The organism is Micromonospora sp. NPDC006431 (genome assembly GCF_042870725.1).
GTDB lineage: Bacteria > Actinomycetota > Actinomycetes > Mycobacteriales > Micromonosporaceae > Micromonospora.
Genome location: NZ_JBIAHQ010000003.1, coordinates 375,632 through 391,278, shown reverse-complemented (window position 1 = coordinate 391,278; position 15,647 = coordinate 375,632). Strand labels below are relative to the sequence as shown.

At 73.7% G+C, this 15,647-nt stretch carries 10 protein-coding genes; 2 read left to right on the top strand and 8 right to left on the bottom strand.

Going from position 1 to position 15,647, the window contains the following annotated elements; all coding sequences use genetic code 11:
* Positions 1-26: 26 nt before the first annotated feature.
* From ACFYM6_RS08225 to ACFYM6_RS08205, 5 genes are all read right to left on the bottom strand, one after another.
* On the bottom strand, positions 27-668 hold the full coding sequence (locus ACFYM6_RS08225; RefSeq protein WP_387273429.1) for a response regulator: 642 nt from the start codon (positions 666-668) through the stop codon (positions 27-29).
* The gene (locus ACFYM6_RS08220; protein WP_387273427.1) at positions 661-1,824 is read right to left on the bottom strand and encodes a sensor histidine kinase; all 1,164 of its coding nucleotides are present in this window, start codon (positions 1,822-1,824) and stop codon (positions 661-663) included. Before ACFYM6_RS08220 ends, ACFYM6_RS08225 begins: the two co-directional genes overlap by 8 nt.
* Before the next feature lie 3 nt (positions 1,825-1,827).
* Positions 1,828-2,523, bottom strand: coding sequence for an ABC transporter permease (locus ACFYM6_RS08215; RefSeq protein ID WP_387273425.1), 696 nt, complete (start codon positions 2,521-2,523; stop codon positions 1,828-1,830).
* A 12-nt stretch (positions 2,524-2,535) separates the two neighbouring features.
* Positions 2,536-3,447, bottom strand: coding sequence for an ABC transporter ATP-binding protein (locus tag ACFYM6_RS08210; protein ID WP_387273423.1), 912 nt, complete (start codon positions 3,445-3,447; stop codon positions 2,536-2,538).
* Between the two features lie 193 nt (positions 3,448-3,640).
* Positions 3,641-4,801 carry an acyl-CoA dehydrogenase family protein gene (locus ACFYM6_RS08205; protein ID WP_387273421.1) on the bottom strand — a complete coding sequence of 387 codons (1,161 nt, stop codon included), beginning with the start codon at positions 4,799-4,801 and terminating at the stop codon, positions 3,641-3,643.
* A gap of 244 nt (positions 4,802-5,045) precedes the next feature.
* On the opposite strand from ACFYM6_RS08205, the gene ACFYM6_RS08200 reads away from it, so the two are divergent.
* Both ACFYM6_RS08200 and ACFYM6_RS08195 read left to right on the top strand, forming a co-directional pair.
* Positions 5,046-6,473, top strand: a complete 1,428-nt coding sequence (locus tag ACFYM6_RS08200; RefSeq protein WP_387273419.1) for a UDP-glucose dehydrogenase family protein — start codon at positions 5,046-5,048, stop codon at positions 6,471-6,473.
* A gap of 227 nt (positions 6,474-6,700) precedes the next feature.
* On the top strand, positions 6,701-11,596 hold the full coding sequence (locus tag ACFYM6_RS08195; RefSeq protein ID WP_387273417.1) for an SCO7613 C-terminal domain-containing membrane protein: 4,896 nt from the start codon (positions 6,701-6,703) through the stop codon (positions 11,594-11,596).
* Between the two features lie 86 nt (positions 11,597-11,682).
* On the opposite strand, the gene purE is transcribed toward ACFYM6_RS08195, so the two are convergent.
* The 3 genes from purE to ACFYM6_RS08180 all read right to left on the bottom strand — a co-directional run bounded on the left by purE (position 11,683) and on the right by ACFYM6_RS08180 (position 15,612).
* The gene (purE, locus tag ACFYM6_RS08190) at positions 11,683-12,174 is read right to left on the bottom strand and encodes a 5-(carboxyamino)imidazole ribonucleotide mutase (RefSeq protein WP_357445298.1); all 492 of its coding nucleotides are present in this window, start codon (positions 12,172-12,174) and stop codon (positions 11,683-11,685) included.
* Positions 12,171-13,331, bottom strand: a complete 1,161-nt coding sequence (locus tag ACFYM6_RS08185; RefSeq protein ID WP_387273415.1) for a 5-(carboxyamino)imidazole ribonucleotide synthase — start codon at positions 13,329-13,331, stop codon at positions 12,171-12,173. The genes purE and ACFYM6_RS08185 overlap by 4 nt, the downstream gene beginning before the upstream one ends.
* A gap of 184 nt (positions 13,332-13,515) precedes the next feature.
* On the bottom strand, positions 13,516-15,612 hold the full coding sequence (locus ACFYM6_RS08180; RefSeq protein WP_387273413.1) for a thioredoxin domain-containing protein: 2,097 nt from the start codon (positions 15,610-15,612) through the stop codon (positions 13,516-13,518).
* Positions 15,613-15,647: the final 35 nt, after the last annotated feature.

Here is a 15,647-nt window from a genome sequence, read left to right as displayed (position 1 = left end):
CCGCCCGATCACCGCAGCCGGCCCGGTCAGCCGTTCTCGAGGGTGAGCAGGCCGCGGCGGAAGGCGGCGGCGACGGCAGCGGCTCGGTCGTTGACGCCGAGCTTCGTGTAGATGTGCAGCACGTGGCTCTTCACCGTGGCCTCGCTGATGAACAGGCGCGCGGCGGCTTCGCGGTTGGTGGCGCCCTCGGCGATGAGGCGGAGGACCTCCAACTCCCGGGCGCTCAGCGGGTCGGCGGGCGTGCGGACCTGGCCGAGGAGGCGGGTGGCCACCGACGGGGAGAGCACGGCTTCGCCCCGCGCCGCCGTACGGACGGCGTGGACGAGTTCGTCGCGGCCGGTGTCCTTGAGGACGTAGCCGGTGGCCCCGGCCTCGATGGCGGGCACGACGTCCCGGTCGGTGTCGTAGGTGGTGAGGACGAGGACGCGGGCCGTGATGCCGAGCCTGGCGAGTTCCTTGATCGCGGCGACGCCGTCCATCCTGGGCATCCGCAGGTCCATGAGGATCACGTCGGGGTTCAGCGCCCGCGCGAGTGCGACGGCCTCGGCACCGTCTCCGGCCTCGCCGAGCACCTCGAATCCCGGGTCGCCGGCGAACATGCCGCGGATGCCGTCGCGCACGACCGGATGGTCGTCGACGATCAGCAGCCGGATCAGGGGCTCAGCCACGGACCACCGCTGGAACGCTCGCGGAGATCGCCGTGCCGAGGCCGGGCTCCGACTCGATCGCCAGCGTGCCGGCCAGCCGGCTGACCCGCTTGCGCATCGAGGCCAGGCCGAAGCCGCCGCCGTCCCGGACCCGCTCGGGATCGAACCCGGCGCCGTCGTCGCGCACGTCCAGGGTGACCACGTCCTCCATGTACGAGAGGGTCAGCCCGACCCGGGACGCGCCGGCGTGCTTGGCCGCGTTGGCCAGGGCCTCCTGCGCGGTGCGCAGCAGCGTCTCCTCAACCTCGGGATGCATGGGCCGGACCGTACCAGTGGTGGCGAAATCCACCCGTACGCCGTTGAGCTCGCCCCACCGGGTGACGATGTCCCGCAGCGCCTCGGGCAGCGGCGCCGCCGCCAGCTGGCCGGGTCCGACCGCGTGCACCGAGCGCCGGGCCTCGGCCAGGCTCTCCCGTGCCAGCCGTACCGCGTTGTCCACATGACGCCGCCAGTCCTCGGCCTGCTGCGCCGCCTGTAGCTGGGTGATGATGCCGGTCAGTCCCTGGGCGAGGGTGTCATGGATCTCCGCCGCCATGCGCTGCCGTTCGTCGAGCACGCCCCCCTCGCGTGCCTGGACCAGCAGTTGGGCGTGCAGTCCCGCGTTCTCCCGCAGCGCCTCCTCGAGCTGCGCCACCATGCGCTTGCGTTCGGCGCTCCGCTCGGCCGTGACCTCGCCGACGAAGCTGAACAGGCCGACCAACGCCACGATGGCGGCGATGAAGAGCAGGTAGGTGAGGATTCCGGACGGGGTCGGATCGGGCAGACCGCCACCGTAGGCCGCGACGCTGATCGTCGCCGTGGCGGTCACCCCGACGAACCGCCAATATCCCTTCAAATATTGCCAGGAGTGGAGGTATCCGACAAAGCCGAAGAAGCTCGCAAACCACATTCCTCGGGTGCAGAGCACTCCGATCAGCACCACGAGCCCAGCCACGTAGACCGCGCCGCGCGGCACCAGCCAGATCCAGGCGGCGGCGAACGCGGCCAGGCCGAGCGTGGCCCACGACCTGCCAGTGGTCAGCAGGGCGAGCACCGTGGAGGTCGCCAGCAGGACGTACGGCGCCGCCGCCAGCTGCCGCTCCAGCAGCCGCTCCCACCGGTCGAGCCGCCTGGTCATCGCTCACTCCCAGCGGAAGTACTTCGCCGCAGCGATGCTGACGACCAGGGCGTACGCGGCCAGCACACCGAGCAGCAGGGGACTGGGAGCGGCGTCCGCCCAGACGTCCCGCAGGCACTGCCGGAATGCGCCCAGCGGGGTGTACTCCCCGATCCGGGCCACGATAGCGGGCATCTGATCCGTGGGCTGCATGAGCCCGGCGAGGTAGGCCATCGGGAAGTAGAGCAGGACACCGATCCCGTTGGCCGCCCGGCCGTTCGGCGCCACCGCCGCGATGAGCAGGCCGACCGCGAACATGGCCGCCGTACCGAACAGGAAGGCCAGCACACCGGGCAGCACCCGGGTGGGCAGGTGCGCGCCCAGGACGGTACCCGCCACCGCCAGCAGCAGGGCGCACGCGGTCAGGGCGAGGACGAACTGCAGGAGCAGCTGCACCACCAGCAGGTTTCCTGGGCGGACCGGCGTGGTGGAGAGCCTGCGCAGGATGCCCCGCTCGCGATAGGTGGCCATGGTGGTCGGCAGCAGGTACAGACCCACGAGCCCCACGGCGATCGCCAGCGCCATCGGCAGGAGCACGGTGTCCCCCCGCTCGATGGAGCTGCCGAAGACCACCAGGATGAAGAGCGGGATGAGCAGCGCGAAGATCGCCCCAGGTTCCCTGGTCAGCAGCTTCAGTTCGACGATGGCGAGCTTGGTCATGGTCTTCCTCCGTCAGTGGGTGGCGTCGAACGAGCGGCCGGTCAGGGCGACGAACGCGTCGTCGAGGGTGCGCTTGTCGATGCGCAGATCGCTGACCAGGACGTGGTGGCGGGCGAGTTGGGCGGTGACCGCCGTGGCGAAGTCACCCCTGCCGGTGACGACCACCCGGTTTCCCGTCCGGGTCACGCCGGTCACCCCGGGCAGCCCGCCCAGCTCGACCATGTCCCCAGCCATCACCGTGAACCGCATGTGGTGCTCGGCATCGATCCCGTCGACCAACCCGGACGGGGTGTCCATCGCGACGATCCTGCCGCCGTCGAAGACGGCGACGCGGTCGCAGAGCTCCTCCACCTCGTCCATGAAGTGGCTGACCAGCACCACTGTCACGCCGTTCGCCCGGACCCGCTTGATCAGCTCCCAGGTGGTGCGGCGCGCCTGCGGGTCCAGCCCCGTGGTCAACTCATCGAGAAACGCCACCTGCGGATTGCCCACCAGCGCCAGCGCAATGAACAGCCGTTGTTTCTGGCCGCCGGACAGCTTCCCGAAGCGGGCGTTGCGCTTGTCCGTCAGCGCCCACTCCTCCAGCAGCTCACGCCAGTCACGGGGTTTGGCATAGAAGGAGGCGTACAGGTCGAGCACCTCCCACACCAGGATGTTCTCCGGCAACTGCGTGTGCTGGAGCTGCACCCCGATCTGTTCGCGTACCTCGCGCCCGTCCTTCACCGGGTCGAGGCCGAGCACCCTGATCGACCCGCCGTCGGGCCGCCTCAGCCCCTCCACGCACTCCACGGTGGTGGTCTTGCCGGCGCCGTTCGGCCCGAGGATGCCGAAGATCTCGCCCTCCTCCACCGAGAACGACACCCCGTCCAGAACGGTCAGGTCCGCGTACCCCTTGCGGAGGTCGTTGACTTCGATGACTGCCATGGCTCAAGCATCTTTTGCCGGTCTCCGGGGCGAATCGATCTGCCAGCCATGCTCAGCCGGGGATCCTGCTGACCAGAAAATCCATCGACTGGTTGATGCGCGGCCCGAGGAACTGTGGCGCCGCGGTGACCTCCTCGAAGACAGCGAACCCCGCCTCCCGCAAACGGGAGACGGGGTTTCCGCAGGTCAACGCCTACTTCATCAGCTGGCGAGCCATGACGATGCGCTGCACCTGGTTGGTGCCCTCGTAGATCTGGGTGATCTTGGCATCCCGCATCATCCGCTCGACGGGGTAGTCGCGGGTGTAGCCGTATCCGCCGAGCAGCTGCACGGCGTCGGTGGTGATCTCCATGGCGGCGTCGGAGGCGAAGCACTTCGCGGCGGCGCCGAAGTAGGTGAGGTCCGCGTCGCCCCGCTCGGACTTGCCGGCGGCGGCGTAGGTGAGCTGCCGGGCGGCCTCCAGCTTCATGCCCATGTCGGCGAGCATGAACTGGATGCCCTGGAAGTCGGCGACGGGCTTGCCGAACTGCTTGCGCTCCTGGACGTACCCCTTGGCGTAGTCCAGCGCGCCCTGGGCGATGCCGACCGCCTGAGCGGCGATGGTGACCCGGGTGTGGTCCAGGGTCCGCATCGCGGTGGCGAAGCCGGTGCCCTCCGCGCCGATCATGCGGTCCGCCGGGATCCGCACGCTGTCGAAGTAGACCTCACGGGTGGGCGAGCCCTTGATGCCGAGCTTCTTCTCCGGCGCGCCGAAGCTGACCCCGGGGTCGGACTTCTCCACCACGAACGCGGAGATGCCCTTCGACCGGGCTGTGGGATCCGTCACAGCGAAGACGGTGTAGTACTCGGAGACCCCGGCGTTGGTGATCCACCGCTTCACGCCGTTGAGCACCCAGTGGTCGCCGTCCCGGACCGCCTTGGTGGTCATCGAGGCGGCGTCGCTGCCCGCCTCCGGCTCCGAGAGGCAGTACGAGAACATCGCGTCGCCGGCCGCGACCGGGGTCAGGTACTTCCGCTTGAGCTCCTCGGAACCGGCCAGGATCAGTGGCATGGTGCCCAGCTTGTTCACTGCCGGGATCAGCGAGGACGCGGCGCAGGCACGGGCCACCTCCTCGATCACGATGGCCGTGGCCAGCGCGTCCGCGCCGGCGCCGCCGTACTCGACGGGGATGTGCGGGGCGTGGAAGTCGGCCGCCCGCAGCGCGTCGTACGACGCCTTGGGGAACTCACCCGTCTCATCCGCCTCGGCGGCCTGCGGGGCCACCTTCGCCGCACAGACCTCCCGCACCGCCTCCCGGATCGCCTCGTGCTCCTCCGGCAATCGGTAGACGTCGAACGACTGCTCCGCGGCCATGTGGCCCCTCCCCTTCACCGCTAAGATGCGCAGTCCGAGCGCTTTGAGTGCCGCCGACCGCACAGAGTGAAGGATAGCGACCGAGGATCCGGGGCTCCTTACCGCCGCGTAGGCTCGTGCATGATGGGCGTCGAAGCCGAGCGACGACCACAGAACCACAGGAAGTCCCCCACCGGTGCCCGGCCAGGCGCCGCAGCAGAATGCGACGCAAGGAAGCGCCGCCAGTGCGAGCGGAGAGACAGGCGTGACGATCCCCTACCCGAACACCCAGCCGGTGCCGGCCATCGCCGCGGTGACCCCGCCCTCGGGTGCCGCCCGACCCCGGGTGACCTTCCTCGGCACCGGCTACCTCGGTGCGACGTACGCCATCTGTTACGCCGAGCTCGGCTACGAGGTGCTCGGCTTCGACGTCGACGCCGACAAGATCGCCAAGCTGAACACCGGCGAGGTCCCGATCCACGAGCCCGGCCTGGACGAGCTGCTCCGGCGCAACCTGGCCGCCGGCCGGCTCCGGTTCAGCACCGACATCCAGGAGACCGCCGACTTCGGCGACGTGCACTTCATCTGCGTCGGCACCCCGCAGCGGGCCGACGGCATGGGCGCCGACCTGTCGTACGTCGAGGCGTCGGTGACCAGCCTCGCCCAGCACCTGACCCGCAAGGCGCTGATCGTCGGCAAGTCCACCGTCCCGGTGGGCACCGCCGAGTGGGTGGAGCAGCTGGTCGGCAAGCACACCCCGACCGACCTGGGCGTCGAGGTGGCGTGGAGCCCCGAGTTCCTCCAGGAGGGCTTCGCCGTCGACGACGTGCTGCGGCCCAATCGGATCGTGGTCGGGGTCAAGAGCGAGTGGGCCAACGGGATGCTCTACGCCGCCCACAAGGGCGTCTTCGACCTGGCCGCCACCGAGGACCGCGAGGTGCCGCTGGTGGTCACCGACTTCGCCACCGCCGAGCTGGTCAAGGTCGCCGCGAACGCCTTCCTCGCCACCAAGATCTCCTTCATCAACGCGATGGCCGAGGTCTGCGAGGCCGCCGGCGGCGACGTCACCCAGCTGGCCCGCTCGATCGGGTACGACCCCCGCATCGGCAACCGGTTCCTCCAGGCCGGGCTCGGCTTCGGCGGCGCCTGCCTGCCCAAGGACATCCGGGCCTTCCAGGCCCGCGCCCAGGAGCTCGGCGCCGGCGAGGCGCTGCGCTTCCTGCACGAGGTCGACCTGATCAACCTGCGCCGGCGGACCCGGGTGGTCCAGCTCGCCGCCGAGCTGCTCGGCCGCCGATCGGGCCCGGCCGGCCCGGACCTCTCCGGCACCCGGATCGCGGTGCTCGGCGCCACCTTCAAGCCGAACACCGACGACGTCCGGGACGCCCCGGCGCTGGCGGTCGCCTCGCTGCTCGGCAAGGCCGGCGCCGACGTGCACGTGTTCGACCCGCAGGGCATCGAGAACGCGCGCCGGGCGGTACCCGAGCTGACCTACGAGGCGAGCATGACCGAGGCCGTGCGCGACGCCGACCTGGTCTGCGTGCTCACCGAGTGGGCCGAGTTCCGCAACGCCGACCCGGTCGCCCTGGGTGAGCTGGTCAACGGCCGCAAGGTGGTCGACGGTCGCAACTGCCTCGACTCCACACTGTGGACGCAGGCGGGCTGGGAATACCGCGGCATGGGTCGCCCCTGACCCACGGACCGTTCCGGCTCGGCGCGGCCACGCCACGACCCGGAACGGTCGACCGCACCCCTCCCGGCTCCGCACGTGCTCCGCCGGGCCGCGACCCGGCAGGGTCGACCGGCCCGGCGGTCTTTTGTTGCGCCGAACGCGCCGGCAACGGTCGAAATCCGCGCCCGGTCAAGGCATGCTGCGACAGTGGAGGTCCACAGTGCGGGCCGGCCGGACGGAGGGGTGTCGTGCAGTCCTTCAGGTGCGCCTCGTGCGGACGGGAGATCAAGCCGGCCGTTCTCTGCCCGCACTGCGGCGCGGACCAGCCACAGTGGGCCGAGCATCTGGCCGACATCGAACGCTCGATCGCGGAGATGAAGGCCCGCGACGCCGAGATCGCCCGCGAACAGCGGCAGATCGCCGCCAAACTGCAGGCCGCCCTCTTCCAGCGGGACATCCTCGCGCACGCCGGCGAGGAACGGGTCCGGCAGTCCACCCGGCCCCGCCGGGTGCTACGCCGCCGGCCCGGCCGCCGCCCGCCCACCGCCACCACGGGCGCCCCGCCCCGGGTGCCCCGCCAGGGCACCCCGCCGCCCGGCCCGGACGACCTTCCGCCCCGCGCCAGACCGCACTGGCTCGACGTGGACAACCCCGAGCATCCGCCGGAGGCGTCCTCCCGGGAGGTGCAGAACATCCCCCTCGGGCTCGGCGCGCTGCTCCTCGGCGTCGCCGCGGTGGTCTTCGCCGCGGTCGCCACCAGCTCGCTGGACGCGCTGGCCCGGCTCGGCGTGCTGCTGGTGGCGACGGTGCTGATGCTGCTCGCCCCGCCGGTGCTGGCCCGCCGAGGGCTCACCTCCACCGCCGAGACGATCGCCTCGGTCGGCGTCCTGCTGCTGCCGCTGGCCGGGTACGCACTCTGGGCCGTCGACCGGATCGGCGGCACCTCCGGCTCGACCTTCGCCGGGTCGATCTTCCTGGTCACCACCCTGATCGCGTTCGGGTACGCGCACTGGACCGGCCTGCGCGCGCCCCGCTTCGCCACCGTCCTGGCCGCCCAACCGGTGCTGCCGCTGCTGGCGTACGAGCGGATCACCGGGCCGGCCGGCTGGGCCCTGGTGCTGGCCGTGGTGGCCGTCGTCGACCTCGCACTGGCCCGCTCGGCGGTGGTCCTCGAACGGCCGGTCCGGCGGGACCTGCCCGCCCCGGCGCCGACGCCCACCCCGCCCCGGCAGCGCAGTGCCGACGACCGCCCGGAGACGGACCCGGAGGAGTCGGCCGAGGTGCTCGGCGCGGAGCCGGCCGACGACGGCGCCGCCACGCCGGCCCGCCCGGTGCCCTGGCTGCGGGAGCTGACCTGGCTGCTGCACGGCGGGACGGTCGCCGTCGCCCTGGCGTACGCGGTCACCGCGCTGCTGCGGGCCGCCACCGTACCGGTGGCCGCCGGCGCGGGCGCCGTGCTGCTGTTCGCCGCGCTGGTCGGGCTGGCCGGGACGCTCGTGCTGCGCCGGCCGCCGTTGCCGGACCTGGGCGCGGGCATCGTCACCCTCGCGGTGATCGGCGCACTGGGTCGGGTCGCCTCGGTCGCCTACCCCGGCCGGTCGCTACTGCTCATCGCCGCGGTGATCGCGCTGACCGGGTTCGCCGTCCGCGGCGTACCGGAACAGGCCCGGCGCGGCCCGCAGCTCGCCTCGGCGGTGGCGCTGACCGTCAGCGGCCTGGTGGTGGCCGGGGGCGCGCTACGCGCCGGGCTGGCGCCGGTACGCGCGGCGCTGCCCGCCTGGTCGGCGGACCTGAGCCAGTGGCACGCCGAACTGGCGGCGGCGGTCGGGCCGACCGGCTGGCAGCTCGCCGCGAGCGCCCTGCTGCTCACGGTCGCCGCGGTGGTCGCCCTGCCGCCGGAGATCCGGCGTGACTTCGCGGTGGTCGGGGCGGCGCTGACCGCCCTCGCCGTACCCGCCTCCCTCGGGCTGGGCTGGGCGGCCGCCTGCTGGCCGATGGTGCTGACCGCGGTGGGCATCGGCGTCCTGGGGCTGGCCGCCGGCTCCGAGCGCTCGGCCGTGGTGCACGCCGTCACCGCCGCCGCGCTGGGCGTGATCGGCGCCGGTGCCGCGCTCGCCCGGCCGGCGCTCACCGCCGCCGCGCTGACCACCCTCTGCCTGGCCGGCGCGCTGGTGTCGCTGGCTCCCCGGGTCCGGATCGCCGCGGCCGCGGCGGACACGGTCTGCGGCTGGGCGGCCGGCGGGGCGGCGTTCGCGCTGCCGGGGGCGGTGGCCGCGTTCGTCGCCGCCACCGTGCCGGCCGGCCCGGCGCCCACCCCGGCGAGCCTGCGCGAGGTGACCGTCCCGATCCTGGCGGCGAGCTTCCTCGGCGTCTGTGTCAGCCTCGGCTACGCCGCCCTCGTCCAGGTCGCGCAGCGGCACCTGAGTGCGCCGCACGCGATCGGCACCGTGCTGGGCGCGGTGGCGGTCGCCGCCGCCGGGTTCGGGGCACCCGGCGCCACCACCGCCGACACCTGGGTCGGCGGGCTCCTGCTGCTCGCCGCCGCGCTGCTGGCACTGGCCCCCCGGATCGACGCCGGCCGCCGCTCCGACCTGACCCTGGACGGGTCGGACCTGGCCCTGGCGGCCACCACGGCGGCGCTGATCGCCACCCTGGTCAGGATCGCCGCCGTGCTCGCGCCCGGCGGTCAACTGGTGGTGGCGGCCGCGCTGGTGCTGGTGGTCGCCGTCGCCGCCCGGGCCATGCCCGAGGAGTGGCGGCGCGGGCCGATCCTCGGCATCGCGGTCGGTGGCACGCTGATCGGTCTGATCGCCGGCTGGAGCGCGCTGCGCGGCGGGGTCGGGGTGCTGGCCACGCCCGGCCCGATCTGGGCCGGCGACCTGAGCGGCTGGCCGGCCGCGCCGACGGGCGGGTCGGCCGGCCAGGCGCCCGTCGCGCTGGCGCTGCTGGCGGTCGCCGCCGGCATCCTGCTGCCGCCGCCCTGGAAGTACGACGTCGCCGGGGCGGCCGTCGTGCTCGCCACCATCGGTGCCCCGGCCGCGTTCAACCTGCCCTGGTGGTCGCCGGTGCTGGTGGGCGCCATTGTCGCGACGGTCTTCGGGATGGCGGCGGTGGCCTCGCTGGACCCCCGGGCCGCGCTGTCCCGGGCCACCGTGGCGGGGGTGGTCGCCCTGCACGCCGCCGGCGCCGGCCTGGTCCGCCCGTGGACCACCGCGCTGGCGCTCGGCAGCATCGTGCTGATCGGCGTGGTGGTGGCCATCCTGGCCCGGGTGCTCGCGCCGTCGCTCGTCGAGGACGTCCGCACCGAGGGGATGCCGCCGCACCTGGTGCAGGTCGGCGGCGCGGCGGCGGGCGCCGCCCTGCTCGCCCTGCCCGGGGCGGTGGCCGCCCTGGCCGCCGAGTTCGGCCGCCCCCCGCAGGTGGTGCTCACCGCCGCGCTGGCCGCGTCCAGCATCGGCCTGGCCGCCGTGGCGGCGGCCCGCCGGCAGATCCCGCAGTACCTACCGTACGTGAGCGTGGCGGTGGTGGGCGCTGCGACGATCAGCGCGGTGGCCGCCGTGGTCACCCGCCTGCCCTCCGGCGTGTACGCCGCCACGGCGGCGCTGCTCGGCGTGCTCGCCGAACTGGTCCGCGCCGCCACCACCCCGCCGGTCGGGTCGGCCCGGCCGGTACGCCGCTGGTCGGTACTGCTGGACGGGGCGATGCGCCGGCTGCCCGACGACGGCACCGAGCTGCGCTGGCGGGTGAGCCCGGCCGCCGGGGCCCTCGCGGCGGCGGTGCCGCCCACCGCGCTGGCCCTGGTGACCCTGGCGCCGCCGCTGCTGGTGGCCCTGGTCGAGCCGTTCCGGGTGCTGCCGCGGATCTGGCAGGGGGCGCCGCCCGAACTGCTCACCCCGCCCGCGTCGGCGGTGGACCCGAGGCACGTGCTGACCGCCCTGCTGCTCACCGCGACGGCGGCGCTGGCCGCCACGGGGTTCAGCGGCGGCCGGCGCTCCCGGGCCGTGCCGGTGGTGCTGCCCGGCGCGGCGGTCACCCTGCTGATCACGCCGGTGGCGCTCGGCCAGGGCTGGCCGCAGACCGCGCTGGCCGGGTTGGCGGTCTTCACCATCGCCATGCTCGGCCTGGCGCTGACCCCACCCCCGCCGCTGGTCGAGCCGGCCCGCTCGCTGCGGATCACCCGGGTGCTGGTGTTCGCGATCGGCCTGGCCGCCGGGGGCGCCGGGCTGGCCGGCAGCCTCGCCACCCGGGAGCTGACCCTCTTCACGCTGGGCGGGGCGGTCGGCGTGGGCGTGGTCGCCGCGCTCTTCGGCACCACCCAGCGGGCCCGCATCCTCGGCTGGCTGTTCGCCTCACTGATGGCCGAGCTGTTCGTGCTCACCCTCGGCCTGGTCGCCGGGCTCGCGGCGGTCTGGTCGGCGTTCGGGGTGCTGGCGGTCGGGGCGGCGCTCCAGGTCTTCGCCGCCACCCTGCCCCGGCTGCGCCGCCCCGAGGCGTACCGGGAGTCGGCCACGGTGGAGTGGAGCGGGTACGCGGCCGCGCTCATCGCGCTGGCGCTGGCGTACGATTCGCCCCGGCACATCGCCGCGCTGCTGGCCGCCTGGGGTGCCGTCCTCGGGGTGGCGGCCGGACGTCCGGGCCGCCGGCCGGTGGAGCGGCGGATCCTGTTCTGGTCGGTGGTCGCCTGCGAGATCACCGCCTGGTGGATCCTCATGCGGGTGGCCGACGTGGCGCTGCCCGAGGCGTACACGCTGCCGTTCGCCCTGCTCGCCCTGCTGGTCGGGGTGCTGGAACTGCGCCACCGGCCCGACCTGTCGAGCTGGGTGGCGTACGGGCCGGCGCTGGTCGCCGCGTTCCTGCCGACCCTGGCCATCGTGCTGGCCACCGACACCAGCATGCTGCGGCAGGTCCTGCTGCTGCTCGGCGCCGTGGCGGTGCTGATCTTCGGATCGACCAGCCGGCAGCAGGCGCCGGTGATCGTGGGTGCCACGGTGACCGCGGTGACCGCGTTGCACGCGTTGATCAGTCTCGGCCCGTGGCTGGTGCTGATCCCGGTCGGCATCCTCCTGCTGGTGCTCGGCGCGAGCAACGAGCGCCGCCGCCGGGCCCAGGAGCGGCTGCAGACCGCCCTGCGCGGCATGCGATGAATCGGAGGGGCTGGCGCCCACCCTCGGAGGCAAGCTCAGCGCGCCAGGCCCGCCCGGGCCTGGTGCGGGCGGCCCGGCACAGCCGATCAGGCGAGCGTCGCGCGGAGGTTCGCCTCCTTCTCGGCGACCAACTCCTCCAGGCTCGCCTGGTACGCGGCCATCCGCTCGCGCAGCACCGGGTCCGACGCGGCCAGGATCCGCACGGCGAGCAACCCGGCGTTTCGCGCGTTGCCGATCGACACCGTGGCGACCGGCACGCCGGCCGGCATCTGCACGATGGACAGCAACGAGTCCATCCCGTCGAGGTACTTGAGGGGCACCGGCACGCCGATCACCGGCAGCGGCGTGACCGAGGCGACCATGCCGGGCAGGTGAGCCGCCCCGCCGGCCCCGGCGATGATCACCTTGAGCCCCCGGTCGGCGGCGGTCCGGCCGTACTCGATCATCTTGGCCGGGGTGCGGTGCGCCGACACCACACCGACCTCGTACGGCACCTCGAACTCGGCGAGCGCCTCGGCGGCGGCCTCCATGGTCGGCCAGTCCGAGTCGCTGCCCATGATCAGCCCGACGGTGCTCACTGCTTCCCCTCCCGCAGCCAGCGGGCAGCTCGCGCGGCCCGGGCCCGTACGTCGTCCAGATCGTTCCCCAGCACGGTGACGTGCCCGATCTTGCGGCCGGGCCGGACCTGCTTGCCGTACAGGTGGACCTTGGCCCCGGGCTCGGCGGCGAAGAGGTGGTGCAGCCGCTCGTCGATGGGCATCCCGCCCGGCTCGCCGCCGAGCACGTTCGCCATCACCACGACCGGCGCGGTGAGCGAGATGTCCCCCATCGGGTAGTCGAGCACAGCGCGCAGGTGCTGCTCGAACTGGGAGGTCCGGGCCCCCTCGATGGTCCAGTGCCCGGAGTTGTGCGGGCGCATGGCCAGCTCGTTCACCACCAGGCCGGCGGGCGTCTCGAACAGCTCCACGGCGAGCAGGCCGACCACGCCGAGCGCGGCGGCCAGGTCGATGGCCAACTGCTGGGCGGCGACCGCCAGTTCCTCGGGCAGGTCGGGCGCCGGGGCGAGCACCTCGACGCAGATCCCGTCCCGCTGCACGGTCTCCACCACCGGGTAGACGGCGACCTGCCCGAACGGCGAGCGGGCCACCTGCACCGCCAACTCCCGGCGCAGCGCGACCCGCTCCTCCACGATCAGCCGGGTGCCCCCGGCGAGCAGGGTCGCGGCCAGCTCGGCGGCCTGGGCGGCATCGTCCACCAGCCAGACGCCCCGGCCGTCGTAACCGCCGCGGGCCGCCTTCAGCACCACCGGCCAGCCGGTGGCCTCACCGAAGGCGATCAGGTCGGCGGGCTCCTCGACCGGGCGCCAGGCCGGGCTCGGCGCGCCCAGCTCGCCGAGCCGCTCGCGCATCACCCGTTTGTCCTGCGCGTGCACCAGCGCCTCGGCCGGCGGGAAGAGCTTCACCCCCTCCTCGGCGAGGGTGCGGATGTGCCCGGTGGGCACGTGCTCGTGGTCGAAGGTGACCACGTCGCATCCCTTGGCGAACGTCCGCAGGGCGGCGAGGTCGGTGTGGTCGCCGTACTGGACGTCGGCCGCGACCAGGGCCGCGCCGTCGTCCGGGGCGAGGGCCAGCACGTGCAGCGACTGGCCGAGGGCGATGGCGGCCTGGTGGGTCATCCGGGCCAGTTGGCCACCGCCCACCATGCCGACGACAGGCAGTCCGGTACGGGAATCCATAGCGCCGCCAGCCTATCCGGGCGGACACCCGACCCACTCCGGAGGGCGGCCGATGCCACCTCACCGATGCGGTGTTGTCCGGTTGATCCCGGGCACCACCGCATCGTCACGTTGGAGTCGACGAGCTCAGCGCGCGCTGGCGACGCCGGCCCGGCGGACGAACCGGGCCGGCCGCCGGAGTGAGTCAGCCGGCGAGCTGGGCGACCAGGTCGTCGACCGAGGTGACCGGCCGGTCGCAGACGAACCCCCGGCAGACGTACGCGGTGGAGCGCCCATCCAGCGCCGGCCGCTCGGCCAGCAGCGGCACCCCCGGCTGGTCGGCCCGACCGGCCACCACCACGGCCCCGGGCGGGGCGTGCCGGCAGGCGGCGGCCACCAGCGGGTCGCCCGCCGGGTCGTCGGTCACTACCGCGATCTCGTACGGCCCGGACAGCAGCGCCTCGCCGACGGTGGCCGCGTACCCGGTGAACCGGGCGTGCCGGCCGACGATCGGCGCGACCGTCGACAGGGTGGCCTCGGCGGCCTCCCGGTACCGGGTCTCACCGCTCAACGCCGCGTACGCGACCAGCGCCGCGACGATCGCCGACCGGCCGGACGGGGTGGCGTTGTCGGTGGGGTCGGCCGGCCGGGTGACCAGCCGCTCCGCGTCGTCGGCGGTGTCGTAGAAGCCACCGTCCGGGGCGGCGAACCGGGCCAGCGCCACGTCGAGGAGCTGGCCGGCCAACGCCAGCCAGCGCCCCTCGCCGGTGAGCTGGTGCATCGCGCAGAACGCCTCGGCCACGCAGCCGTAGTCCTCCAGCACACCGGCCGGCTCACCGACGACCTTGTCCCGCGACACCCGGCGCAGCCGGCCGTCCACGACATGCACGGTCGCCAGGTGCTCGGCCGCGTCGCGCATCGCGCCGTCGGACACGATGGTGACGCCCTCCATCAGGTTCGCGTCCTCGTCCTCGGGGGACGCGTAGAGCGCGGCGACCTGCTGGAACTCGGCGATCGCAGTGATCGCCAGCCCGTTCCAGGCGGCCACCACCTTGTCGTCCCGGGCCGGCTGGGGCCGGGTGTCGCGGGCGGCGAGCAGCCGCGCCACCACGTTCTGCCAGCGGGCCTGGATCTCGGGGTCGGCGGCGTCCACGTCTCGGGCCAGCCGCAGCACGCTCGTGCCGTGCTCGACGCCCCGCCTTCCGTCCGGAGCGCCGCCTTGCGGCGCGGAGGCGGAATGAGGAGCGAAAGTCCCGGACTCGGTCACCCCGAACAGGTCGGCGGCCCAGCGGCCGTCCTCCTCCCCCAGCACCTCGACCAGTTGGGCCGGGGTCCAGACGTAGGTGAGGCCCTCCACGCCCTGGGTGTCCGCGTCCAGCGCGGAGGCGAAGCCCTCGCCGGGCCGGTGCAGTTCGTCGGCGAGGAACCGCGCGGTGTCCCGGGCCACCCGGCGGGCCAGCGGGTCGCCGGTGAGCCGCCACATCTGGGTGTAGCACCGCAGCAGGAGGGCGTTGTCGTAGAGCATCTTCTCGAAGTGCGGCACGGTCCAGTGGCCGTCCACCGAGTACCGGGCGAAGCCGCCGGCGAGCTGGTCGTAGATGCCGCCCCGGGCCATCGCCTCGGCGGTGTGCCGGACGATCTCCAGGCTCCGGGCCGAGCCGGTGCGCTGGTGGTGCCGGAGCAGGAAGAGCAGGTTCATGTGCGGCGGGAACTTGGGTGCCCCGCCGAACCCGCCGTTCGTCTCGTCGTACTCCCGGGCGAGCTGGTCCGCGGCGGCGTCCAGCAGCTCGGCGGTGAGCGGGGCGGTCAGGCCACCCACGGCCTGGGCTCCACCGATCGCCTCCACCACGGCAGCGCCCTGGCGCAGGACGTCCTCCCGCTGGTCCCGCCAGGCGGCGGCGACGGAGCCGAGGAGGCGGATGAAGTTCGGCCGCGGGAAGTACGTGCCGCAGAAGAACGGCGTGCCGTCCGGGGCGGCGAAGACTGTCATGGGCCAGCCGCCCTGGCCGGTCATCGCCTGGGTGGCGGTCATGTAGACGGCGTCGACGTCGGGACGTTCCTCCCGGTCCACCTTGATCGAGACGAAGTCCTCGTTCATGAGCCGGGCGACCGCCTCGTTCTCGAAGGACTCGTGCGCCATGACATGGCACCAGTGGCAGGCCGCGTACCCGACCGAGATGATCACCGGGACGTCCCGCCGCTTCGCCTCGGCGAACGCCTCGTCGCACCAGGGCCACCAGTCGACCGGGTTGTCGGCGTGCTGGAGCAGGTACGGCGACGTGGCGTTGGCGAGTCGGTTCACCCGACGACCATATCGAGCGCGCCCCGGCGGCGCGG